The organism is Mesorhizobium sp. CNPSo 4684 (genome assembly GCF_057784315.1).
Genome location: NZ_JBWLUX010000052.1, coordinates 1 through 24,629, shown reverse-complemented (window position 1 = coordinate 24,629; position 24,629 = coordinate 1). Strand labels below are relative to the sequence as shown.

15 protein-coding genes and 1 pseudogene are annotated in these 24,629 nt (G+C 56.6%); 7 read left to right on the top strand and 9 right to left on the bottom strand.

Annotation, left to right across the window (positions count from 1 at the left end; genetic code table 11):
- Positions 1 to 2: 2 nt before the first annotated feature.
- On the bottom strand, positions 3 to 131 hold the full coding sequence (locus AC04SG_RS31115) for a hypothetical protein (RefSeq protein WP_488554151.1): 129 nt from the start codon (positions 129 to 131) through the stop codon (positions 3 to 5).
- Between the two features lie 776 nt (positions 132 to 907).
- Between AC04SG_RS31115 and AC04SG_RS31110 the strand changes: the two genes are divergently transcribed.
- Entirely contained in the window at positions 908 to 2,071 is a 1,164-nt protein-coding gene (locus AC04SG_RS31110) for a porin (RefSeq protein WP_488554150.1), read from the top strand.
- Between the two features lie 369 nt (positions 2,072 to 2,440).
- Here AC04SG_RS31110 and AC04SG_RS31105 read toward each other — a convergent pair whose 3' ends face one another.
- From AC04SG_RS31105 to AC04SG_RS31085, 5 genes are read right to left on the bottom strand one after another with little or no spacing between them, the layout of a single operon-like run.
- Positions 2,441 to 3,223: an ABC transporter permease gene (locus AC04SG_RS31105; protein WP_488481581.1), complete on the bottom strand. Its 783-nt coding sequence runs from the start codon at positions 3,221 to 3,223 to the stop codon at positions 2,441 to 2,443.
- A gap of 4 nt (positions 3,224 to 3,227) precedes the next feature.
- Positions 3,228 to 4,256 (bottom strand): nodulation factor ABC transporter ATP-binding protein NodI, encoded by a 1,029-nt coding sequence (nodI, locus tag AC04SG_RS31100; RefSeq protein WP_488554149.1) that lies wholly within the window; start codon positions 4,254 to 4,256, stop codon positions 3,228 to 3,230.
- A gap of 39 nt (positions 4,257 to 4,295) precedes the next feature.
- The gene (gene nodC / locus AC04SG_RS31095) at positions 4,296 to 5,576 is read right to left on the bottom strand and encodes a chitooligosaccharide synthase NodC (protein WP_488554148.1); all 1,281 of its coding nucleotides are present in this window, start codon (positions 5,574 to 5,576) and stop codon (positions 4,296 to 4,298) included.
- A gap of 13 nt (positions 5,577 to 5,589) precedes the next feature.
- Positions 5,590 to 6,249, bottom strand: coding sequence for a chitooligosaccharide deacetylase NodB (nodB, locus tag AC04SG_RS31090; RefSeq protein ID WP_488554147.1), 660 nt, complete (start codon positions 6,247 to 6,249; stop codon positions 5,590 to 5,592).
- Complete coding sequence (locus tag AC04SG_RS31085; RefSeq protein ID WP_488554146.1) at positions 6,246 to 6,830, bottom strand: NodA family N-acyltransferase; 585 nt, start codon at positions 6,828 to 6,830, stop codon at positions 6,246 to 6,248. Before AC04SG_RS31085 ends, nodB begins: the two co-directional genes overlap by 4 nt.
- 457 nt (positions 6,831 to 7,287) lie before the next feature.
- Between AC04SG_RS31085 and AC04SG_RS31080 the strand changes: the two genes are divergently transcribed.
- The 3 genes from AC04SG_RS31080 (at position 7,288) to fcl (ending at position 10,554) form a co-directional block, all read left to right on the top strand.
- On the top strand, positions 7,288 to 8,328 hold the full coding sequence (locus AC04SG_RS31080; protein ID WP_488554145.1) for a nodulation protein NodZ: 1,041 nt from the start codon (positions 7,288 to 7,290) through the stop codon (positions 8,326 to 8,328).
- Between the two features lie 217 nt (positions 8,329 to 8,545).
- Entirely contained in the window at positions 8,546 to 9,616 is a 1,071-nt protein-coding gene (gmd, locus tag AC04SG_RS31075; protein ID WP_488554144.1) for a GDP-mannose 4,6-dehydratase, read from the top strand.
- Entirely contained in the window at positions 9,616 to 10,554 is a 939-nt protein-coding gene (gene fcl, locus AC04SG_RS31070) for a GDP-L-fucose synthase (RefSeq protein WP_488554143.1), read from the top strand. The genes gmd and fcl overlap by 1 nt, the downstream gene beginning before the upstream one ends.
- Positions 10,555 to 10,609: 55 nt before the next feature.
- Here fcl and AC04SG_RS31065 read toward each other — a convergent pair whose 3' ends face one another.
- The 3 genes from AC04SG_RS31065 to AC04SG_RS31055 all read right to left on the bottom strand — a co-directional run bounded on the left by AC04SG_RS31065 (position 10,610) and on the right by AC04SG_RS31055 (position 19,375).
- Entirely contained in the window at positions 10,610 to 11,254 is a 645-nt protein-coding gene (locus tag AC04SG_RS31065) for a 4'-phosphopantetheinyl transferase family protein (protein ID WP_488554142.1), read from the bottom strand.
- A 248-nt stretch (positions 11,255 to 11,502) separates the two neighbouring features.
- The gene (locus AC04SG_RS31060; protein ID WP_488554141.1) at positions 11,503 to 12,885 is read right to left on the bottom strand and encodes an MATE family efflux transporter; all 1,383 of its coding nucleotides are present in this window, start codon (positions 12,883 to 12,885) and stop codon (positions 11,503 to 11,505) included.
- On the bottom strand, positions 12,860 to 19,375 hold the full coding sequence (locus tag AC04SG_RS31055) for an amino acid adenylation domain-containing protein (protein WP_488554140.1): 6,516 nt from the start codon (positions 19,373 to 19,375) through the stop codon (positions 12,860 to 12,862). Before AC04SG_RS31055 ends, AC04SG_RS31060 begins: the two co-directional genes overlap by 26 nt.
- A 2,337-nt stretch (positions 19,376 to 21,712) precedes the next feature.
- Here AC04SG_RS31055 and AC04SG_RS31050 point away from each other — a divergent pair.
- The 3 genes and pseudogenes from AC04SG_RS31050 to AC04SG_RS31040 form a co-directional block, all read left to right on the top strand.
- Positions 21,713 to 23,056, top strand: a complete 1,344-nt coding sequence (locus tag AC04SG_RS31050) for a serine hydroxymethyltransferase (protein ID WP_488554139.1) — start codon at positions 21,713 to 21,715, stop codon at positions 23,054 to 23,056.
- A gap of 44 nt (positions 23,057 to 23,100) precedes the next feature.
- Complete coding sequence (gene metK / locus AC04SG_RS31045; RefSeq protein WP_488554138.1) at positions 23,101 to 24,297, top strand: methionine adenosyltransferase; 1,197 nt, start codon at positions 23,101 to 23,103, stop codon at positions 24,295 to 24,297.
- A gap of 105 nt (positions 24,298 to 24,402) precedes the next feature.
- Positions 24,403 to 24,629 (top strand): annotated as a pseudogene (locus AC04SG_RS31040) (adenosine kinase); the annotation flags it as partial.

The following is a 24,629-nucleotide window of genomic DNA, read 5'->3' as shown; positions in this document are numbered from 1 at the left end:
GACTATTTTCGTGTTGATATAGCCAGCAATGCGAAACCTCGATGCTCGGCCACGTTGGCTTTATATAATTCCAATGCGAAATCCAAAGTCGAAACAATCAGGAAAGCCGTCGCCGCCATTGTATAGGTCATCTGTCTTCTCCACTTCTGGTACACAACCTTCATTTGTTTTCGCCCTGAATGAATCGCATCAATCAGGCATCATACCTGTTAAACGTTGGCACACGAAAATCGACTGTTCGATAGTGTTAGAGGCGAGACAGCAAACGTCATGCCAGATGCAGCGACCTTGATTTTCAATGGGTTACGCCAATTGTCGTGTCGCTATTTTGTCGGATTCCTTGCAGAATTTTGAAGGGAACCGGTAGCTCCCGATATTTTGGGATTGGTTGAGGTCTGTCACCGTTACCGCCCTGCCCTGACGTACTGAACGGTGCCGCATAAGGTCTCAATGTCGAGGCTCAAACAATTCCTGTCACCATTCAACGAAACCTGTCGCGCATCGAACATAACAACAGCACCCAAAACGTCTGCGTTTCGTGCTCGGCTTGTCTCAAAGCAACCGCAAACCAAGGTTGGCCGGGAAACTGGGTTTAACGCGGAACTGCGTCAGCGAATGGCACGTCACTTGCGTAGGCAAATTGGAAACTGTGGTGGCAGTCTGCACGACTGGCGGAGATACACTTATGGCGACTGGCTCAGAAAGGGCGGGGAATTACACTCATTGCGGTAAGTAGATTTCTAAAAATACCTATTGCTTGAGAGGACGATTTAGCTTGGTCGCCTTTGTTCTTGAACCGGTCACCCCGCGCAAGGCGCCGTGCATTGCGCCTCACTTTTCCATCGTGGGGATAGCGGAAGGGTCCGCTCTTGACGTCCTTCCGTTTTTTTTTGAAGGGAGATCAAGAATGAACATCATGAGCCTTCTTGTCGGCTCAGCTGCGGCCCTGATTGCAGTTTCCGATGCCGGCGCCGTCGACGCGATCGTTGCCGAGCCAGACTCGGCCAGATATGTCGAGATCTGCGACGTCTATGGGGCGGGCTATTACTATATCCCAGGCACCGAAACCTGCCTGCGCATCGGCGGCTATGTCCGCTACGAAATCGGCTTTGGTGACGTTGGGTCGTACGATGGCGCGAAGGCAACCGACCGCAAAGACGGCAGCACCAACGCCACCTTGCAGAACAATGCCCGCTTCACGCTAAAGACCTGGACCAATCAGGAAACCGAGTTCGGCACGTTGAAGACCTATACCGAAACCCGCGTGAACTTTGGCAACCGTACCGCCTATTCCGATCCGGACAGCCGTCAAGGTTTTGCTTCCAACAGAGACCTCGGCCTGACTTTCGCCTGGATTCAGCTTGGTGAGCTGCGAGTTGGCAAGGACTGGTCGGCCTTCGACATGTTTATCGGCTATCCTGCCAACGTGCTCAATCTGATGCTTGTTCCCTACGGTGATCTCGATACCAACGTCGTCCAGTACTATTTTGATGCCGGCAACGGCTTTTCGGCCGTAGTCTCGCTTGAAGAAGGCGAAGGCGCGGTCGGCACCATCGACAGCTACGTTCCGCACGTGGTCAGTGGCCTGAAATACACACAACAATGGGGCGCGATCACCGGCGTAGCTGCCTATGATAGCAGCTACAACTCGGTGGCCGGAAAGCTTCGCGTTGACCTCAATGTCACCGCCGAACTGTCGCTGTTCGGAATGTTCGGCTACGGCTCCAACGGCAAGCTCAACGATTATTCCACCAACGCAATTGACGCTCGCGGCCGCGGCTTCTACAAAATTTGGGGCGGCAACTGGGCTTTTTGGGCAGGTTTCACTTACGAGTTCAACGAGATAACTTCGTTCAACCTTCAGCTCTCGGGTGATCAGCTGAAGAACTATGGTATCGCCATCAATGTCGCCTATACTCTCGTTCCTGATTTCACGATTACAGCCGAAATGGACTATAACCGCTACGGCGACTTCGCCGTCGACGTGGCTGACCCTTCCATCATGAACAGGACTAACGCCGACAAAAAGAACAGCGTCGGCGGCATCCTGCGTTTCCAACGCTCATTTTAAGGGGATGAAATGCTGCATTTGGCTGGAGTGGCCCAATCCGAACGTCGCGTGGAAGCCAGGCGACATTCGTGGCCCGGTGCATAGCGGCGATACCATGGGCTTGTTTGGGTGCTGCACGGAAGTCTCACGGTCGCCCTAAGCTCAGAGACAATGTCGTTGCACCCAGGCCGGGACATCGGGTTCGTCACCGGTATGCAGCACCCTATGCCGAGACCGCATCGCCGGCAAATGCGCTTGATGCCGGTCGGCGCTTTGACGCCGCTACATCCTTTGGAAGTGACGCGGGGATTTTCCGGACCATCAAGATCTATAGCCTAGATGCTTCGGAATACCTATCCAGACGATACAGGTCGGATATGCGAGCGTTGGTCAGCGCATCAGCCGCCTATGAAGCAGACCCAGCGACAGGATGAACGGGATTACTATGTAGATGCAAAGCGCGCCGATGTGCAGGCCGACGCTTTCAACCGAGCGTCCAAGCAGCGTCGGACGAATGAGGTCGATGGAATGTGACAGCGGCAAGAAACGCGACAGCCGCTGAATTGAGTCGGGTTGTTGCGTGAGCGGAAAGAGTGCGCCGGACAAGAACAGCATCGGGGTGACGACAAGGGTCTGGTAGAATATGAAATAGTCGTAGCTGGGTGCAAGGGCCGTGACAATCATGGCTAAGCTCGCGAAGGCAAAGCCCGTAAGCGCGATGAATGGCAAGGCACAGAGGACGGACGCCCATTGCGCATAGCCTAGCATCGCAGCAACAACAGTAATTCCTATACCGGCCACAAGGGCCTTGGTGGCTGCCCACGCCAATTCACCTAGAACGATATCGCCAAGAGAAAGTTGTGTACACAGGATCGCTTCCCAGGTTCCGCCCATACGACCGTAGACCGCATAAAGCGTTTCGAAGGTCGACGCAGTCATCGCGCTTGCGGCGACCATGCCCGCTGCCAGAAAGGCGATGTACGATGTACCCTCAACATGCCCTACCATTATTCCGAAGCCGGTGCCCAGTCCAAAGAAGTAGATCATTGGATCGGCAAGGCTGCCGAGAATTGAAGCAAGTGCAACCTTCTTCCACGCCAGATAATTGCGACGCCATACCGCAATCCAGTTCCACCCATTGGCGGGCAGAGCCGTCGCATAACGTTCCCACATCCGTCTAATCCCTCATTTCCCGACCAGTGAGCCGCAAAAAGACATCCTCAAGATTGGGCGGCCGCTCTAGAAGCCGCAGGCCGGGCCGCTCGCGAAGTTGTGCGCGGACCTGATCCGGATTGGTCGCATAGCAGAAGAGGGTCTCTCCGCTCACCTCCAAGCGCCGAACATACGGCCTGACCAGCGTGCTCAGCTCACGCGGGTTACCCCCGTATATCTCAACTACCTGACAGCCGATCTGCTCCTCAATCAGCACATGAGGTCGACCTTCAATAATCTTGCGCCCTTCTTCAAGGATGCACAACCGATCGCACAGCCGCTCTGCCTCATCCATGAAATGGGTCGTCAGGAGAATCGTTTTGCCGCGTGCCAGCAGGTGCCGTAACCGTTCCCAGATCAAGTGGCGCGCGTGCGTGTCGAGACCAGTAGTCGGCTCGTCCAGTATCAGGAGCTGTGGGTCATTGATGAGTGCACGCGCAAGCGTCAGGCGCCGCTTCATGCCGCCAGACAGATCCGCAACGCGCGAGTTCGCTTTGCTCTCGAGGCGCGCGAAATCGAGCAGAGATGGGATGACTGCTTCGATCTCGCGCGTGCTCATGCCGAAGTAACGACCGAACACCATCAGGTTCTCGCGCACCGTGAATTCCAGATCAAGGTTGTCGAACTGCGCAACCACGCCGATGCCGCTGCGTGCCAGGCGAGCCCTTTCTGGCATAGGTACTCCGAGCACAGCGATGCTGCCTGCGTGAGGCGGTGTCATGCCGAGGACCATACGCACGATGGTGCTTTTCCCCGCCCCGTTCGGCCCCAGCAGACCGAAGCACTCCCCGGCCGCAACCGTGAACGACAGCCCGTCGACAACGAACCTGCCGCCATATGACTTTCTTACCCCCGCAAGATTAATCGCCGGGACTGAAACACAGTCAGCTGGAGAATGTCCTGCGTCTATATGCCCGTCGCTCTCCTGCTCGAGCGGATTGGGACCGCACCGGGACCGACCATCCGCGGTCGACTTCTGATGCAGTAGATTCATGCCCCGACTCAAGCTCGTCCATCTAGAGTAACGCAAGTATCACCCGTCACTTCGAGGGCCCTGAGGCACCGCCAGCCTTTGCGTTTGAAGGACGTTCAGTTTCTCATCACTATCGGCTACGCTGGCCGCGGATCCGCGCGACAACCAATCGCTGTTGCTCAATGTACACAAGGCATAGGCTTTCAAGGGAAGTAAGAGAAAGATGTTGATGAGTGTGTGCAGCGAGAACGCGAGAAATCGAAGTTGGCCCGCTCGCAGGGCCGATACGCTGCAGCGTATCGCGGTCATGGATCCAATCATGAGGATTGTCGACCAGGGAACCGTGGCGGTCAGTGCCAATTGTGCGAGTCCCGTCAGCACCGAGAGGGCGAGAAGTAGCGGACCAAGGTTCTGTCCGATCACGTCCAGCGTCAGATAGCGATCGAGACCAGATAGTAGACGCAGCCCAAGCAGGGTGTCCCGGAACGTGCTCCTTGCCCAGCGCAGTTGTTGGCGCAGATACGGTTTTAGCCTATTTGGAACGACGGTGGCCGCGATGGCGTCGGGGACGTACTCCGTTTGAAAGCCTGCCTTCAGCATAAGGATCGTGAGATGGCGATCCTCGCCGAAGTCGCTTGGCTTGCCCCTAAAGAATTGCGTCTCGTATTGATCGAGCAGCAAAAGGAGCGCGGACCGGCGGTACATGGCACAGGGGCCACAGCAACACATTACAGCGCCGAAGCGAGCCTGCGCCGCACGCTCCTCGTTGCAAGCAAGCCAATACTCCATATCGATCAATCGTGTCAGCCAAGTGTCGCTCCGATTGCTAGCCACGAGCTGACCCATTGCCGCGCCTATCGCGGGATCCTTCATCTTCAGGACAAGTCTGGAAACGACGTCGGACGCGATTGTGGTATCCGAGTCCACGTTGAGCACCAAATCTCCCGACGAACGCCGTATCGCGGCAATCTGCGCTTTACGCTTTCCGACGTTCTTTGGCAGTAAAATGAAGTGAAACTTCGGGTTATGCGCATAATGCGCCTGCACGGATACGACGGCATCCCGATTGGCAGAACCGTCATCGACTACATAGACCCGCACTTCTCCCTTATAATCTTGATCCGCAATGGAGGCCAAGCAAGCACAAAGCGTCCGCGGCTCCTCATTGTAGCTCGGCACAATGACATCCACGCTCGGCAGCATGTCGGAAGCGGCGGCACTCCCAGGCGCAGATGACAAGTTCGGTGGCAACGCATAAATGGCTTGCATGCCTTTGTAAGCAGTCGAGAGCAGCGCATATAAAGCAATGGCCACACTGCTGGTGGTGCCGAGCAGATCCATGGAATACCGTTCGTTAATGATGCTGAGCAAGCGAGCGGATTGAAAATCCGCGAAGCTGCAACGCTGGGATTATACGAGATAGCGCCTCGACCGTCTGATCGCGTAGGCTGGCATGAGTGCCCGGCTTCGACTCGCCGGGAGGGCATCCGTCGTGCAGAAGTACAATCGCGCCGGGGCGGACCGATGCCAAGACTGAATCGACAATGGCATCGACCCCGGGGCGAGACCAGTCGCGAGGGTCCACCGACCAGTGCACGGGCGCCATTTCGGCCTTGGTCGAGACAGCAAGTACTTCTTCTGTCCAGGCTCCAAATGGCGCTCGCATGTGTCGCACCGAGGCGTGGGGGCATGCCATCCGGATTGCACTGTTGGCCTCAAGTATTTCGCGTTCTATTTCACCGAGACCGCATGTAGACAGGTCCAAATGAGTCATCGTGTGGTTAGCGACCTCGTGCCCTTCGGCAACCATACGTCGGATGAGTTCCGGTCGGTCTTTCGCGTAAGCACCAATGACAAAGAAAGTCGCCGACACACGGTGTTTCGCCAGCAGATCCAGAACCCCAGGAGTGGAGAGCGGATTTGGGCCATCGTCGAACGTCAGGTAAACGCTACGATCTTCGGTGCCGCCGTCGGAGAAAGCCGACACTTCGCATTTGCAATCCGGTTGTTTCACAGCTCTGGACCATTCCTGTCAATGAACGTTCCGGAGGGCCACTCGCTCATTGGACGTCCGATCGGAAAAACAACAACGAGTTGCTCCTCTAACCGCGTTGGGGGCAGGTCGAGGTACACATCTGCGAGGGTGGAGCGGACGCGAACGTCCGGAAGGATGGTCGCCAGACCGTCTTGGCAGAGCCTAGCAACACGCTTGAAGAGAGCGTGCCGCACAGTGCCGAACAGAAATGGAACGCCAAGCTGCCGAAGTGGAGGGACCAACGCCAGCATCGAATGAGCGAGTCCACGCCCTTCCAGGTCTGGGCGGACTCCCCACAGTCCTAATTCGCCCACCAATAGGTCGGTCTCTCCAACTTTGATAAAACGGCGTAATACTCCAATGTGAGCCGCCACACCGCGCGAGTCGTAGCCGACGATACGCAGCTCGGGCCGTGCTCCGGCCCAGCTGTGACCATTCTCAAATGGTTTTGCGTTAAAGGCACCCGTTGGCCCATAGGTCGCTCGAAAAAACTCACAAAGCTCTGTGTGGTCGGAGAGTTCTAACTCGCTCTCCCAGCACTGTGTCCACCGGACCTGCATATGCGTGCTCCTGGCACCGCCCCGACCTTGGGGCCGGTGCAATCTGACTAATTCAGCATCTTCTAATAGCTCTCCGCGCGGCCGGTAAAATTGATTGTTTGGATCATTTTTATCCAAACCGTGAATGTATCGTGACTTGGAGCAAGTCGCGGGAATGCAGGGTTAGCCCGTCGTCGAAGGCATTTACGATGGTATCCACCACATGGATAAAACCCATACACACAATCAATTTTACAAATTCCGCCTAGGCCCATTAGAACACGCTAAATTTGACCGGAAGCGAGTGCATCGTCGTCAACATCTGCGAGCGGCGCGATAAGGGCGGGCAGTGCTGCGGGAGCTCTTCTGCTCCACGCCGCAGTGTTACGGGACCCACAACGGTGTCCGACGTCGCGGTCGAGTGATCGAAATCACCAGATGCAACTTCGTTTCCTTCTCTGAAACGAGACTATCAAGAATGCAGGTTAGCGGATTGAAGAAGCGCCGGTTTGTCGTCTCTCGCAGGCGTACGGGTTTCGGTGACTGTCTGTGGTCGCTTGCGGCGGCCTGGCACTACGCTCGGCGGTCGGGGCGGACGCTAGTCATCGACTGGCGCGGATCCTGCTATCTCGATCGACCCTTCACAAATGCCTTTCCGGTGTTCTTCCAGCCGATCAAAGACATCGCTGGCGTATCGGTTGTTTGCGACGACCGGATCAATGATTTTTCCTTCCCGGGACCATTCTTCCCAGCGTCGTGGAATAGGTCATCGCTCGACTGCGTTTACCGTCCAGATGAGAAGATTTTCCAAGAGCGCGAGGAATTAAGCGATCTCTTCAAGGCTGAGCACGATGTCGAAGCGAACACGGTCGTGTGTGACGCTTGTTTGATGTGGCGTTGCGATGAGGATGCCGAGCGGCAGGTGTTCCAGAGTGTCAAGCTCCGGCCTGAAATTCAATCACGCATAGACGCGATCTATCAGGAGCGTTTTGAGGGACACAGCATAATCGGAGTTCATATTCGGCATGGTAACGGTGAAGACATAATGGACCATGCCCCTTACTGGGGCGATCCGGAGTTCGCCGTTCGCCAAGTGTGCACTGCGATTGATGAGGCTAAAGCGTTACCGCACTCAAGGCCTGTCAGGGTGTTCTTGTGCACGGACAGCGAGCAGGTCTTGGATCAGGTGTCGGCCAGGTTCCCCGATCTTCTCACCGTCCCCAAGCGTTTCCGATCCGACCAGGCGGGCCCTTTACACACCGCAGCACAAGGCGTTGACGGCGGAATTTCCGCCCTCGTTGAGATGTATCTTCTCGGGCGCTGCGACACCGTCATTCGTTTTCCCCCGACCAGCGCCTTTAGCCGATATGCGCGCCTTTTCGTACCCCGGGTAATCGAGTTCGATCTGAAGGACCCAAGACGTCTTATTTTGATAGAAAACAGTCAAAACTCTGGTCCCGGCCGAGACGCGTCATGGCGGCCATTCAGCGAATGCAAGGAACCGGCATGGGGCCATTAGGTGCGCTCCACGGGATGCGGGCCCAAGTTATAGGCCTTATGTCCCGCTGCCGACGTCAAAAACGCACCAAGCGCGACAGTGTGGCGGCACTCCCATTACGCATGGCGTACCGCTGGCGCCGTCTGATGATCTGCGCCAACGAGGGATGATCTCGCAGGAGAACCCGGGCAGTCACCCAAACGCCTCGCGCCAAGCAAACACATCGGAGATTTCGAAGGTGGCAAACCAAAAAATAGCTTTGATAACGGGCATAACGGGACAGGATGGGGCATACCTTGCGGAACTGCTGTTGGACAAAGGCTACATAGTTCACGGCATAAAGCGTCGTTCATCATCATTCAACACCGGACGAATTGAGCACATTTATCAGGATCCGCACGATCCTGAGGCCAGACTTTTTCTCCACTATGGAGATATGACAGATGCAACCAATTTGCTGCGCATTATTCAGCAAGCCCAACCGGATGAAATCTACAACCTTGCCGCGCAAAGCCACGTCCAGGTAAGCTTCGAGACCCCTGAATACACCGCCAACGCGGATGCGCTAGGTACATTGCGCATGCTGGAAGCTATCCGAATTCTTGGATTGAGCAATCGGACGCGGTTTTACCAGGCGTCATCTTCAGAGTTATATGGGTTGGTTCAACAGGTCCCCCAGAACGAAAAAACACCGTTCTACCCACGCTCACCTTACGCTGCTGCTAAACTCTACGCATACTGGACTGTCGTAAATTATAGAGAGGCTTACGGCATCCACGCATCCAACGGTATTCTTTTCAATCACGAAAGCCCACTTCGTGGTGAAACATTTGTCACGCGCAAGATTACGCGGGCCGCGGCAGCAATCAGCCTCGGCAAACAGGAAGTGCTTTACCTCGGCAATCTCGACGCTCAACGTGATTGGGGCCATGCCCGCGAGTATGTGCGCGGCATGTGGATGATGTGTCAGCAAGATAGCCCTGACGACTATGTCCTGGCCACGGGCGTGACAACATCTGTCCGCACGTTTGTGGAATGGGCATTTGACGAAGTCGGAATGACGATTGAATGGCTGGGAGAAGGCATCGAAGAACGAGGTATTGATGTCGCCACAGGCAAATGCATCGTGGCGGTGGATCCGCGTTATTTCAGACCGACGGAGGTAGATTTTCTCCTAGGCGATCCGACCAAAGCCCAGCAGGTCTTGGGCTGGAGACACGAGACGAGCGTAAGGGAGCTTGTCCGCGAAATGGCCAGGGAAGATCTGAAGTTAATGAACCGCACGTCACACTATGAGGGTCGGATTTGATGTACTCGCTGAGCGGGAAACGAGTTTGGGTTGCAGGACACCGAGGTATGGTCGGCAGCGCCATAGTACAGTCGCTTGCTTCAGAAGATTGCGACGTCATTGTTGCGGATAGACAAACCCTTGATCTAACGCGGCAAGAGGCCGTTCTGCAATTTCTGTCAAAAGAAAAACCGGACGCCGTCGTAATGGCCGCGGCGAGGGTTGGCGGTATCCTAGCAAACTCGACTATGCCCGCCGATTTCATCTACCAGAACCTGATAATGGAGGCCAATGTCATCGACGCCTCGTTTCGAAATGGCGTTGAGAAGCTTGTTTTTCTGGGGTCGAGTTGCATTTACCCGAAGTACGCTTCGCAACCTATCAAAGAAGATGCGCTACTGACTGGTCCGCTTGAGCCGACGAATGAATGGTACGCGATCGCAAAGATCGCCGGCATCAAGTTGTGTCAGGCCTACCGCATGCAATATGGCGTGGACTTCATCTCTGCCATGCCGACGAACCTTTATGGTCCTCGCGATAACTTCGATCTCAGCTTAGGACATGTTCTGCCTGCATTGATACGCAAAGCGCACGATGCAAAGGTCAAAAACCTAGACCGGATGTGTGTGTGGGGAAGCGGAACGCCGCGTCGGGAGTTCTTGTACAGCGAAGATTGTGCCGACGCCTTGATTTTCCTGCTTAAACATTACTCTGAGGCAGAACATATTAACGTAGGTTTTGGCAGCGACATCACTATTCTTGAAATTGCACGAGTCGTTTGCGATGTTGTTGGCTTCCGAGGGGATATAGAACTTGATGTATCCAAGCCGGACGGAACGCCGAGAAAGCTTATATCCAGCGAAAAACTTCTATCGATGGGGTGGCGCCCTAAAACCTCCATCGAGGTTGGGGTTGCCAAAACCTATGACTGGTTTATCAGAAATGTAGCGGACAGATAGACTGCGGTGATCGGCCTGGGAGCAGTTCCCCAGCAGAACCGTCCGGCTTCGGAATTCACCCCTCAAATCTGGACGTATCTGGCAGCTCTTGCTTGCGTCCGACGGCTGGAAAACGCAACAGCGGATCGAGCGCCGGAACGAAGACGGCAGTGAGGATCAGTCCATTGGCAATGACGAACCGGCCGCGAAGCTCCCATGCATGATCTCTGGCCGGCCGGAATGTGTGAGGGAGGCGAGCACGAAATTTGCCTTCGTCGGGCATGATAGCGACCACGGCATCCTCGAAGCCCAGCCATTCACGTGTGAGCGGGAACCATGCCTTGAAGATGCTTTCCTTGGCACTGAAAAGCAATCGGCCCCAATTGAGGCGGCCGGATGCGTTGGCCAGCCAATACCGTTCCTCGTCAACCGAGACGAGCTCCAATACGCCAGATGGCAACTCCTCGTCGACTTCTGCATCGATTCCAAGCGCAGCGCAGTCTTCATGGCGAGCGACGGCCGCAGCATAGAATCCAGCACAATGTGTTATGCTGCCAACCACACCAGGTGGCCAAAGCGGCTCACGGTCAGGTCCCCTTGCGATTGCGCAAGGAGGAACGCCGAGCTTGGACAATGCCGCTCTGGCGCAGGCGCGCCCGAGCGAGAATTCACGTCTTCTGCTCTCGGCCGCGGTGGCGATTGCACTCTCTTCTTCGGCCATCACCGGCACACTGCCGACATTCGTTGCTCGACAGGTTTGCACAGCAACATTTGGGGGGAGCAACGTATCCAGATGTCCTCGCTTTCTCGACCACGACCCATTGCCCTGTGGGGGCGCACTGCGACCAACTCCCGACCTTTGTCCTCGCCTTGTTGACGGAGTGACCATTCGTGTGCCCGCACGGACCGGTTTTGTACTGGATCTGGTTCTTCAACCACCATTTGGGGCAGAACCGATATGATCGCTCTTCATGTCAGCCCTTTAGCCTCGACCCGATCCTCCAGCTCAGCGAGGGCATTCTTCAGAACGCCGATCTGACCGCGAATTACAAACAGAGCAATCAGCCCCGCCAGCAACTCGGCAACCGCCTGGCTAGCCAGCAGCCCGTCAAAGCCCCAGATAGCTGGAAACAGCAGTATGGCAGGTATGAAAAGATAGCCTTGCCTAGCCAGGGAAACGACGGCGCTAAGCCGCACTCTCCCCAATGACTGAAGCAGTGTGATCGTAACGTACTGAACGCCAAAGAGGCCGAAGAAAAGGTGAAAAACAACACAGGCAGAGGCGGCGATATCGATTACATCCACGTTATCGCTGAAAAGCGAAACCACTGGTCGAGCAAAAATCAGGACCACGGCGGAAAAGCTGACTGAAAATGCGACGGCTATGGAAAGCATGAACTTGGCGGCCTTCTCAACCCGGGCGAAATCTTGTGCTCCCCAACCGAAACCAAGCACCGCCTGGGAGCCGACGCAGAAGCCTATAATTGGGAGCGCCCCGATCGTTGACAATCGCGTGGCTATTCCCACAGCGGCAACTGAAGCGTCACCAAATGGTGCGGCCGCGCGGTAGAAGAGCATGAATGCAACGGCAGACAAAATACTGGTGATGGTTGCCGGCGCTCCAACGGCCGCGATCTGTTTGATGCGGCCCATCCTAAAGCTAACGTAAGAAGTTCCCACACGGACAACCCCACGCTTCTTCAGGAAATATGCCATGTAGAGGCTGATAGCGGCGATCTGGGACAACAGCGTCGCGAGCGCTGCTCCTCGAACGCCCAGACCGAGCGAAAAAATGAAGATAGGGTCGAGCACGGCATTCAGCGCGAAAGCCGTGATCATGGTCCACATGCTGAATCGTGTATTGCCCTCGGCCCTTACGATGAACCCATTGACCACGTTCAGCAGCATGAGAGTGTAGCCGAACAGCAGCGTCGATGCGTACTCGAGTGCGGCCGGCATGATTGTCGCACTGGTGCCCAGCAAAGCGAGAAGCTGGCGCAGACTCAGGAGCAGACCGACAGTAAGCGCCAATCCGATCGGAATCGCGAGAGCGAGTGCCAAGCTCGCGCCTCGGTTCGCCTCAAGCGAGTTGCCAGCGCCAAGATTACTAGACACGAATGACGCCGTGCCAACGCCGATACCCTGTCCGATTGCCAAGAGGAGGACAACTATCGGAAAAGTCATGCTGACGGCGGCAATAGCCTGGGCCCCGAGGGTACCTACAAAGATCGCGTTGACGAACTGCTGCAGCGCATTGATCGACAAGCCAATAATTGAAGGAATGGCGAGTCGGACGATGAGGCGGGAAAGTTTTTCGTCCGACAGATCAATGCGCTTTTCCGGTGCTGCCATGCTTCCGATTGCCCTGTTCATCACCCCGCACCGGCTTATGGTCGGTTGAACGGCCGGCTACTGCAGATGTGTTGATTATCTGGAGCAGTTCCTGGTGCAAGATTGTGCACAGGTTGCGGGTCGTTCCATAGTCAACCTGTCTTGGATCGTATCGCACTTCAATCTGCAGCTCGCCGGCTTCGTATCCGACATTGAACCAGAAGAGGTAGTTCATGGCGGATTGTTTCATATTTTCGCCGATCCAAAGCGAGTGCGGATCTCTGTCTAACAGACGCCGTCGATAATGGTGTTGCAGTCGTGCCCGATAGTTCACTCCGATTCTAGGCAACGGCAATTGGTCGATACGCTTGCGCACTGCCGGATCCCGGTTCAAGAACTTCATCGCCCGAAAACCGATCCCCCGGCGCGGCAGTGCGTTGCGCTGCCGATATATCGAACGAGCGCGATTCTGAGGGGTGTCCTTCCCTGTCAGATATAAGGGAAGGGGAACCAGTTCGCCGACAAATCCGATGATCTGAGATGGATCGATGTCGTCGAACAATTCACCTCTGGTCGATGTGAGGCTGTCGATCCAGAGCGAGTAATTCCCGAATGCGCGGCCAAATGCCCCTGACAGGGCCGAAAGGACTATATCAAAATCTTCGCATTGTGCAGACGTCGCCGAGACATTGAGAAGTCTGGCCGTCTCCTCCTCGGCGAGCGTTACGCAATATTTGGCCTGATCCTGCCAAAATGGCCTGCAATATTCTTCATTTAACAATCCCTCCAACCGTGCATAATGGAGCCTTCTGGCAGTTTCATCCAAAAATTCCGCTGTGCCCGATCCGCTATCGCTCACTTGCAGATCGAGCAGATCATGTCGAATCCCCTCCCAATATTCGAGTTCGGTTGGTGCTTCGCTATCTGCGTAATGGCCCAATCGCTCTAGCCAGTGAGAGAGAGACGTCGTCTCTTGATCCGCAATGGTCCCGCCTGCGGCCAGCGTATTGTAGGCCGTTTCCAGTGCATTTAGGAACAGTCGGTACCCAGTCCCGTCCACCACGAAGTGATGCATCAAAACAAGCAGATAGTAATCGCCGCGCTCTGATGTCCGGAAGGCTGAAAGCCTGACAAGAAGGGTCTCGCCATCAAAGCGAAAGCTGGTTTGACGCGCTGCGCAGGCGCCTTCGATGATCGTCAGCTGTTCTGCCGTGGTCATGCCGACCAGATCTATTTCTTCCACGAGGGGATTGGGTACCGGTCCGATTGACTGGGATAGGCCGCTCTCGGTTTGGACTATTCGAAGTCTCAGTCCTTCGTGTCGACCAATGACATGAGCAAGGGCGCCTTCGAGGATTGATAGATTCAAAAGACCGGCGGGCAGGAAAAAGAGGTCGCCTATGTTGAAGTGCTCGCCCAGCCCGAGAAGACTGTTCCAAGAGGAGACGGCAGGAGTCACTCGCATCGGTCCAGCGGGGAGCTCATAGGGAGAGATCGTCGTGGCTGATGCGATCTCCTTGGCCAATTCCCGAACGGTCGGTGTTCTATACAGTTGGGCGACGGTCAAGCTCAGCCCGGCTTTACGGGCTAAGGTAACGCAGCGCACGCTCAGAAGAGAGTTTCCACCAATATCAAAGAAACTGTCATCGATCCCGATGGATTTGACGCTCAACAATTCCTGCCAGATCCCGGCGAGAAGTCGCTCCCGTTGCGTGCGCGGCTCAGGGGATTGCACACCCCGAAGCTCGCGCGACCGGACAGATGAGAGACGGGAACGATCTATCTTCCCGCTCGCCGTGAGTGGCATGTGGTCCACGATGCGAAACTCGGATGGTATCATGTAAGATGGCAATTCCTGCCGTAGGTGATTCACCATATCTCGTGAGGTAAGGCTGTCGTCGGTTAGGACCACGATGGCCACAAGTCGGCGATTTTCGTCCGCTCCCCGAACGACTGCCGTGGCCCTGGCAATTCCAGGATGCGCTTCAAGGGCGGTTTCGATTTCCTCCAACTCGATTCGGAAACCACGGAGCTTGATTTGGTTGTCCGATCGACCGCAAATCTCCAGAAGACCTTCGGCTGTGACGCGAGCGACATCGCCACTGCGATAAAGTAGGCCGTACTGGCCGTCATCGTATGGATTGGCCACGAAACTTTGCTTCGTTCGCTTGCGGTCCCGCCAGTACCCGGTGCTTAGGCAGCGTCCCGCGACGCACAGTTCGCCTGCTACCCCGACGGGAACCCGCTCAAGCTTTGCATTGAGCACATAGATTTTCACATTGTCGATTGGGCGCCCGACAGGCACAACTCTAGAGCCATCGTCGGTCCCCGATGTTGCATAGACTGCCGCATTAGACGCGCATTCCGTTGCGCCATAAAAATTCCATAACGGCACATCCGGAAAGCATTCTCGCCAACGAGAAGGAAGCGATGGCGGCATTGGTTCAGCACTGCTTGTGACCAGGCGCAAGCTGGTCGCCTGCGCATGTCGCTTTTGGGAAGCGATCAGACCGGACAGAATGGGCGGGGAGGCGAACAATCGAGTCACGCGATGCTTCGTCAAGGCGCTCAACAAGAGGCCGGGGTCGAGCAAATATTCGTCGGTCAGGATCAGCGTCGGGATGCCCCTCAGGAGACCTCCAAAATACTCCCATGCTGCTGCAACAAGTGCCCCCGACTTCTGAACGACGGCCACCTCGGCGTCATCAAACGGAAAGCATCGCCACATCCAGTTCAGTCGATTGAGTATTGCCGCCTCAGGTATGAGAACGCCTTTCGCTTTGCCCGTGGAGGATGAAGTGTAGATCAGGCTCGCTGCCTCCTTATCAGGCCGCTCCACCTCGCAGTGCGACGCCCGAGTGGGGCAGGATCTGGCCTGCAGGGAGGACACGCTGACGGACGGGACGCCGAAATCGATCTCTTCATCCGCGCTCGCGTGAATCAGGAGCTTGGCACCGCTATCTCTGATGATGTGGCTGATCCGTTCCTTCGGGTAATCTGGCGATATAGGCACGACAGTCGCCTGCATGGCGCGGATGGCCAAAGTCGTAGCGGCCACATCTGGTGACCGATCGATCAGCATGGCGACCATGTCGCCCTGCCCCACCTCGCAGGTACGCAGAGCGGACTGGATCGCCGCCATGCGTTCGCGCAGTTGGCCGAATGTGACTTCTCCGAACTCGCCGAAATACGCCACCCGGTCGTTCTTTGCGCTGACGTGATCGAAGGCCTCCACGAGCGAAGGCTCGTTTTCATATACCTGCTCGGGGCCCTTGAGCGCGTCCAGCATGGCGACCTCCGAGGGGCACAGGCAGTTCAGGGCGACTATCGGCTCAGCAGGGCTATCGACACAGGCAGCGATAAGCTGGCGAAGGTTGGCGGCCATGCGAGCGATCAGCTCGCTTGAAAAAATGTCTTCAGCATATGCCAGTTGCAGCGCGATCTCATCGCCCTGGTCTTGCGCATATAGGGTAAGGTCGAACTTTACATAACCTGTGTCATACTCGCGAAACGTCAGATCAAAATTGCGTTCGGCCGGCGGCTCCTGGGATTCGGAGTACATATTGAACATGACCTGGAAGATCGGAGATCGACCAGCTTCGCGGTACAATCGGGCGTCCCTCACCATCCAACTGAAAGGATAGGCCGAATTCGCAATGGCATCGCTGACAAGGGTTTGCACACGCGTCACGTGAGCCACAAAGGACTTGTTGACATCGATCGAGGTTCGGATTGGCAGCATATTGAGGAAGAAACCAACGATCTCCTCGGTGCCTGTTTGGTCGCGCACGACGTGCGGTATACCGACAATGACATCGTCCTGACCGCTATACATCCGCAACAGCAGCTTAAAGCATGCCAACAGCATCGTGGATGTGGTGCACCGGTGCCGATGAGCAAAACGCCTCACTTGATCCGACAGTTCTTCGCCAAGCGGAACCGCATGCGAGGCCCCGCGGTAGGAATTTCCTTTCGGCCGGGGTCGATCGCTCGCTAGCAAAAGCGCGGGCGGATTGTCGCCAATCTGCCCACGCCAATAGCGCTGCTGGTCAACCAGCGATTCCGGTGTAACGTGTACAGCTTCCCAGTGCGCATAGGCTGAGAGTGACACACGATGCTGTGGGGGAAACGGGGCAGCACTGGAGTATCTCGTTCGCAGGTCTCTGAGCAGGATCGAGATTGACCAGGCATCTATAATGATTTCGTGCGCGGTTATCAGTATTAGATGGTCATCTGGGGCAAAGCGGATCATGCGCGCGCGAAACAAACGGCCCCGGCTGAGATCAAAGGCGTCATTGAGCTCGGTCTGCCGCATCTCCGCCACAAGCGCCTCAGCCTCCTGTGGCGTGAGGTGATCGGCGTGAACCAATTCTAAGTTGGCGGGGTCCGGATTATCAAAAATCTGGACCGGCCCATCGTCGTCGCTGAAGCGAGCCGAGAGCGCGTCGTGGGCCCCGACGACATCGATCCAAGCTTGATTGAAAGCAGTGGGATCGATCGCGCCTCGTATGCGCAGGCCACCTTGAATGATGTAGTTCTTCGCGTCCGGATCGAGCTGCCAGAGGAACCACAGGTGTTCCTGCACCCGTGTCAGCGTTGACTGACCGCGCTTCTGGCCTGCGGGAGGCACGTTGTGCGTCGTTTCCGATCGGCTTGATAGCGATGCTGCCAGCGACCTGACGGTCCCATTTAGCACCAGCCTGAAATCCATCTTCGCCCCGAACTGCCTCTGCAGCTGGGCTAATACAAGCATCGCCCGCAGCGAATCGCCACCAAGGTCCATGAACCGGTCGTTCACGCCGATACCTTTCATGCGAAGAACGCTGGACCAGATATCTCGCAGCTTGGTTTCGAGCTCCGTCTTTGGTTCCTCGAAGGAATTCAGCAGCTGAGGGCGAATAGTTGTGGCGTCCGGCAAAGCTGCAAAGTCGACTTTCCCGTTTCTGGTAATTGGAATGCGATCGACATGAATGATTCGGTTCGGGACCATGTAGGCAGGAAGCATTTCGGCAACAAAGCCTCGGAGTTCACTTTCCAAGACTTCGGGAGAGGCCGACACGTAGGCCACTATCCGTCTTGGCCTGTTGCCTCCGTCGGCCTTGGTTATGTCTCTTGCTGTAAGCTTCACGCCTTTATTGAGGGGTGCTACCGCGACGGCGCTACTGACCGAAGGATGGGCGCAGAGCCGAGACTCGATCTCTCCAAGCTCGACCCGGTGCCCCCGGATCTTGACCTGACGGTCTCGTCTGCCAAGACATTCCAGCAGCCCGTCAGCTCCGAAGCGTCCGAGATCACCAGTTTTATAGAGGCGCCGATGGGATGGATGGCTGGAGAACGGATTTGGAAAAAAGGCATCTTTGGTACGGGCGCAATCATTGATATAGCCAGCAGCGACACCCACTCCGCTAACACAGATCTCGCCGACTTCGCCCGTCCTGCACAGCCGCCATCCATCGGCGACATAGACTTCAAGATTGGAGATCGGCCGACCGATCGGTACGTAGGTGTCAGCTGTACCAGGCGGGATAGAAACCACATGGTGTGTAACCCCGTCAGCACATTCTGTCGGGCCATAGTGATTGAGAATTGGGACTTGGGGATACAGTGCCAACCACGCGCGCGCCAAGGCAGGCGTCAGCGGCTCGCCGACCGTTGAGATCATGCGCAAGGCACTGAGGGGCCGCTCGTCGATCGGGAGTGTCTGCAGATACTCAACAAATATGGCGAGCACCGATGGGACGAATTGAACAATTGTGACACCCTGTTCCCCGAGCGCCTTGAGAAGAGCGATCGGAGATCTAAGCGTCGCATCGTCGATAATCGCGACGCGGCTTCCAACGCATAGCCCCGCCAGGAGCTGCCACAGCGAGATGTCAAAGCAATGCGAAGCAGTTTGAGCGATGCAGTCCTTTTCGGTCAGCTCGAGCGCATCGATCTTGGCCGTCAAATGGTTGTTTAGTCCAGCGCGCTCGACCATCACACCTTTTGGCCAACCCGTCGAACCGGACGTAAACAAGATGTAAGCCAGGCCGCGTTCAGCCGAAGAGGGCATCACGGAAGCGGCACTGTCCCCTATTAACGCGGTCTGCATCGCCATGAATTCTCGATTGCCATGGCTGTTTTGTTGAACCAGGGCTTCCGGTCGCTCTTTCCCGATAATCAGAGTGCATCCACTCTGCTCGAGAATGAATGAAGTGCGTGAGGCGGGTAAAGATGGATCGAGCGGCAAGTATGTCGAGCCGCCCTTCAGGATTGCGATTACTATAGCCGCCCAACTGGGATCTCGTTCACCCCAATAGCCCACGATCGCTCCCACCGCGCAGCGCTCTCGTAGAGTGCTCGCGATGCTGGCCGACATGACGCGCAGCTCACCATAGGTGAGTTCCGCCGCGCCATGCGTAATCGCGATTCTGTCCGGAAACGATGTTCCGATTTCATCGATAGCCGCGATCACATCGGTGAACCGACGGCCGACCAGATTGTACTTCTCACGTGGATCTTCGTTAAACATGCATATCCAGCTCTGCGCCGCCAGTCCCGCGGCACTCGAAACCTACAATTTTGGGGTATGCCCCGTTCTGGGAGTCCAAGTTGCGCCGGCGGTCCCGGTCGACTACGAACAAGGTCGGAATTCCGACAGCCCGGGCCATCCAAAGCTTGTTCATTTCGCCTGCGCGGTCGAGCGCGATCGAATGGATCAGACTCGGACCCTCTCTGTCAGCCGCACGCGTCGAATTTGGTGCGCCCTTCTCTCCCGGTAGAGCGTGTTCATGGGTGCAACTAGACCTCAACTTTGCAGTCCTGTATTTCTGCTGCATCCACACCAGATGGTGCATGGCGGCCACATGGTCGGCACAACGCAAGATGCTTCGATGCCAAGGCTGCAAGTTCGTGAGGGGCTGCCGAGGCGGCCAGGCCGCCGACCGGGGCTCTATCTGCAAGACATGTTGCTCTCCAAAGCTATTGCCACAGGCTGCGCGACGCTATGCGCGAGACGAAGCAGCCCTCACGCAATGTTCCCGCATCTCAATGAGCAAAGGCCGTGCCAACGCGCTCAGCGGGGGAGAAGCACATGATGCGCGTCGAAAAACCACAATGTCCAAGATGGCCGGCGTAGTGAATCTGACATGTTACTGTCAGGTTTTGGACACGCATCACGAGCATCGCACCGCCAGAAAAGCGTGTGCCGCTACGACGTTGTTCGGTGCTATGCGCGGTCAGGGTCAAAGATCCGCGGCGCGGCGACGGCAGAAGCCGAGGTCCCGCTCCATTACGCACGGACGGGGACTTCCTCACCTGGTGTGGTGATAGAGGATCTGGACTGGCAGCATCCTGGCTCTCGAGTTCAGCGCTAGCTCGGCCGCACATGGCGCTCTTGAAGGGTCTTAAGGCGGTTGGATCTGCACCTGGGGTCTCAATTCCATCCCTGACCCATCGATGGCGCGTCTACGCCGGACCCAGGCGCATTGCCGGCCAGGCTTCAACCTCGAAGCGTCCCGGCTGCGAGAAAATCCGCAAAGGGCATAGCCAGTCTGCGCCCCACCCAAATGCGGGCTCGAGCTGCCATCCGCTGCGCGGTTCGCCCTGCGGACATCAGACAGCGCTGCGCACGATGATCAGCTCCGCGCCGGTGCCGACAGGGCAAATCCAACGCTGGATACGAACTCAAAACTGGATAGAGATTGGGGGCAAGGTCAGTGGTTATCCGTCTGCCTTCTGGCCACTTCAGTGCCTCGTCCTCTTTCCGCCGGCCGAGCCTCCCAACCGCCGTATCGATGATGACGATCCCTTCGGGAGAACAGTTTCTTTCGAATAGCGTGAACGGCCCGCGCGCTCGTACTTGCTCCGGCCTTCTGTCATGCCTCCTGCGCTTCCTGCCGCACTCGGCGAAGCGCCGAGGCCCTACCGTGCAACACCCACTGAAAATACGACAGGTCGACCAAATAGTCAGATTTGTGCTGAAGGGTTTCAGGCAACCCTAAAAGGAAACGCCAGCTCTTGGTGTTCACGCCGCCGCTTGGACCAGCCTAAATCTTGAGAAGATAAAGAGGCTCTTCGGGAAGAAAGCCGACAACGGCTGGCGGCGGCCGCGATCAGATGGCGGGTCAGGGTCGACCAAAGACGACTGAAAGCTCAGACGGCGATCGCAATGATGGCGGTTGACGCTTACCACCCGCATCATTTCTCATATTAAGCATTTGCCGACTTGGCGACCTGTTGCCCTGGTCGCCGCATGATCAGCACGTCGCCAAATCGCATCGAGGCGTTGCAACAGATCTTTCAAAGAAATTCATAGACTCTTAGCAACTCCAAACCGCTGTGAATGGTACGCTTGCCGAGACATGTAAAGTCGGGCAGGTCGAAACCGACATGGCCTTTCGGGAGCATGCACGATGCGGAGAACGCCAATGACAGGGTCCGAAGGATGAGTGCCCAATTTTTCTATATGACGTGATGCTTACCAATGATGACACTTGTCAGTCGCCTTCGCACGGCAGCGCATCTTGATCGCCTTCGAATACTGGGGCTTTGCGCGCATGCGGACCTAACTGTCGGTGAACTGGCTGAAATTCTAGGTCTGCGCCGCGAGCGGGTTGTGCACCATGTCCGGCTACTCGCCAGAGCCGAGTTTCTTTGCAGCGACGAACAACACCCATGGCGCTCATACCACCTGAAAAGGCGAGGCAAGGACAGTGGGCTGGTTCAGTTTCTGGTCGATCTCCTGCCCAACGCCGACGGCTGTCATGAACGAGACCTACAGCGACTCGAAGCGATGCAAAGCGAGCGGTCTAAGGGACTGCCTGCCTGATCGTGAAATAGTTCAATCCAGTTGGAGCGCAATCCCTCGATGGACAATTCCGCCGACCGCACCGCCTTACCCGACAGATGTGTGCCGTCTCGGTTGGCCGCGGTTGATGGCCGCGTTCACGAACTGCTTCTGAGACAGGAGCGACAGGAGCGGACGACGCTCAAACTGATCGCTTCGGAGAATTTTGCCTCTTCGGCCGTGCTGGAAGCGACCGGCTCGATTTTCACCAACAAGTACGCCGAGGGGTACCCAGGTGCCCGCTATTACGAGGGAAACGAGATCGTCGATGAGCTTGAGAGGCTCGCGATCGAACGCCTGAAGGCGCTATTTGGCAGCGAACACGCTAACGTCCAGCCTTATTCCGGCTCGCCGGCGAACCAAGCTGTCTATCGTGCACTGTTGAGCCCAGGAGACAAAGTGATGGGCTTGCCTCTCCCCAGTGGCGGGCATCTGACTCATGGATGGGCGGTCAACTTCTCCGGCATTGATTATAAACGCGTGCCCTATGGGCTTGACGAAGAGTCCCGGCACATCGACTATGACCGCTTGCGCGAGACGGCCAAGCGGGAACGGCCGAAACTCATTTGGGTCGGCGGAACTGCTTACCCGCGTGTCTTTGACTACGCCACGATGGCCGAAATCGCTTCCGAGGCGGAGTCCTATCTCGTAGCTGACATCGCGCACATCAGTGGCCTGATTGCCGCAGGAGCGCATCCCAATCCCGTAGCATATTGCGACGTCGTGAGCAGCACGTCTCACAAGTCAATACGGGGGCCCCGCGGGGGCTTCATTCTGTCAAGAAATGAAGATCGCTATCAGGCGCTCTATCACCCAAAGAGCAAACACAATCTCGCCATGCAGATAGATCGGGCGGTCTTCCCTCAACTGCAAGGTGGGCCTCATATGAATGTTATCGCTGCGCTAGCTGTCGCTTTGCAGGAAGCCGCGAACCCGTCCTTCCGTAGCTACGGTCAACAGATCGTCAAGAATGCCAAGTCCCTGGCCCAGGGGCTCATGGAGCGAGGTCATGACCTGGTCACGGGCGGGACTGACAATCACATGCTGATCCTCGATCTTCGGGAGCGACCATTGTCCGGAAAGGCCTATGCCGAGCGACTGGCAAAGGCCGGCATCATCACGAACTTCAATTTGGTGCCGGGCGACCGGCGGCATCCGGCGCTCACAAGCGGAATTCGGTTGGGGACACCCGCGGTAACGTCCATGGGCATGCGCGAGGGCGAAATGGTGCAGATCGCTGGCTTCATTGACTGCGTCCTCCGGCGGCCAGACGACGAAGGTCTCCATGCCCGCGTGCGAAGAGACGTTGCCGACCTGTGCACTGCGTTCAAGGTGCCGGGTATCACCGACAGGCAAGGCAGCTGAAGCAAAGCGCCCCGACAACTTTAACACCCGAAACGAGGCATTTCATGGCTAGGCAGTTCGTGTTCTCTTCCGAGTCGGTTGGCGCGGGCCACCCGGACAAGTTGGCCGATAACATCTCGGATGCCATCCTCGATGCGTTGCTCCGCTTCGACCCGAAAGCGCGCGTTGCTTGCGAAACGTTGGTGAAGACATGTGAAGCCTTGGTGAAGACAGGGACGGTCGTTCTCGCTGGCGAAATTACCAGCAATGCAAGGGTCGATTACAGCCAAGTTGCCCGCAATACGATTCTCGATATCGGATACGATGATGAGGCCATCGGTTTTGACGGCCGGCGGTGCTCCGTGGTTGTGGCCATCACTGAGCAGTCGCCCGACATCAGCCAGGGCGTTGACGAGGGCAGAGGGCAGGATCTCGACCAAGGAGCGGGAGATCAGGGCCTCATGTTCGGCTACGCATGCCGCGAGACCGATGCTCTGATGCCCTTGCCGATCCAACTCGCCCACTGCCTGACAAGAAGACAGGCGGATGTGCGAAAGGCTGGAGAACTCAGCTGGTTGCGTCCTGACATGAAATCGCAAGTTTCGGTGCGCTATGAAGGCTTGCGCCCCATCGCATTGGACACCATCGTCGTGTCGACACAACACGATGAGCAGGTATCCCAAGAGACGGTCCGCGAGGGCGTGATTGAGGAGATCATAAGGCCGGTCCTACCGTCCCACCTGGACACTGAAGGCATCCGAATTCTGGTCAACCCAACGGGGCGGTTCGTAGTCGGAGGGCCACGCGGCGACTGCGGCCTCACTGGACGCAAGATCATCGTTGATACCTACGGCGGGATGGGGCGTCACGGTGGCGGGGCTTTTTCGGGCAAGGACCCGTCCAAGGTTGACCGCTCGGCTGCCTATGCGGCTCGTTATGTCGCGAAGAACATCGTCGCTGCGGGACTTGCGGATATCTGCGAGGTGCAGATTGCTTACGCGATCGGCGTGGCCAGTCCGGTTTCCGTCATGGTCAATACATTCGGGACGGCGAGAATTCAGGAAAAAAGGATCGAGCAACTCATTCTTGAGCTGTTCGACCTCAGACCAAAGGGCATTATCAAGATGCTTGATCTCTTACGCCCGATATACCGCAAGACAGCGACATACGGGCATTTCGGCCGTGAAGAGCCTGAGTTCACCTGGGAGAGGACTGACAGAGCCGACGAATTGCGTCGCGAGGCAGGACTCGCCGCCCCGTGAGGGCAGGTGGCGAGTGGATTGGGAAGCGAAAAGTCCATTCCTACTGGCCAGACCCGCGCCTGACCGGCATGCCAGATAGCCGAGAGGTCCCGGGCGGAGATTTTGATGCCGGATTATGACGTGCTTTGCATCGGCAATGCCATTGTCGACATCATCGCCCAGTGCGACGACGCTTTTCTCGAAACCAACGGCATCATCAAGGGTGCGATGAACCTCATCGACACCAGGCGCGCCGAGCTGCTCTACAGCCGCATGGGCCCGGCGATCGAGGCCTCCGGCGGCAGCGCCGGCAACACGGCGGCGGGCGTCGCCAGTTTCGGCGGCCGCGCCGC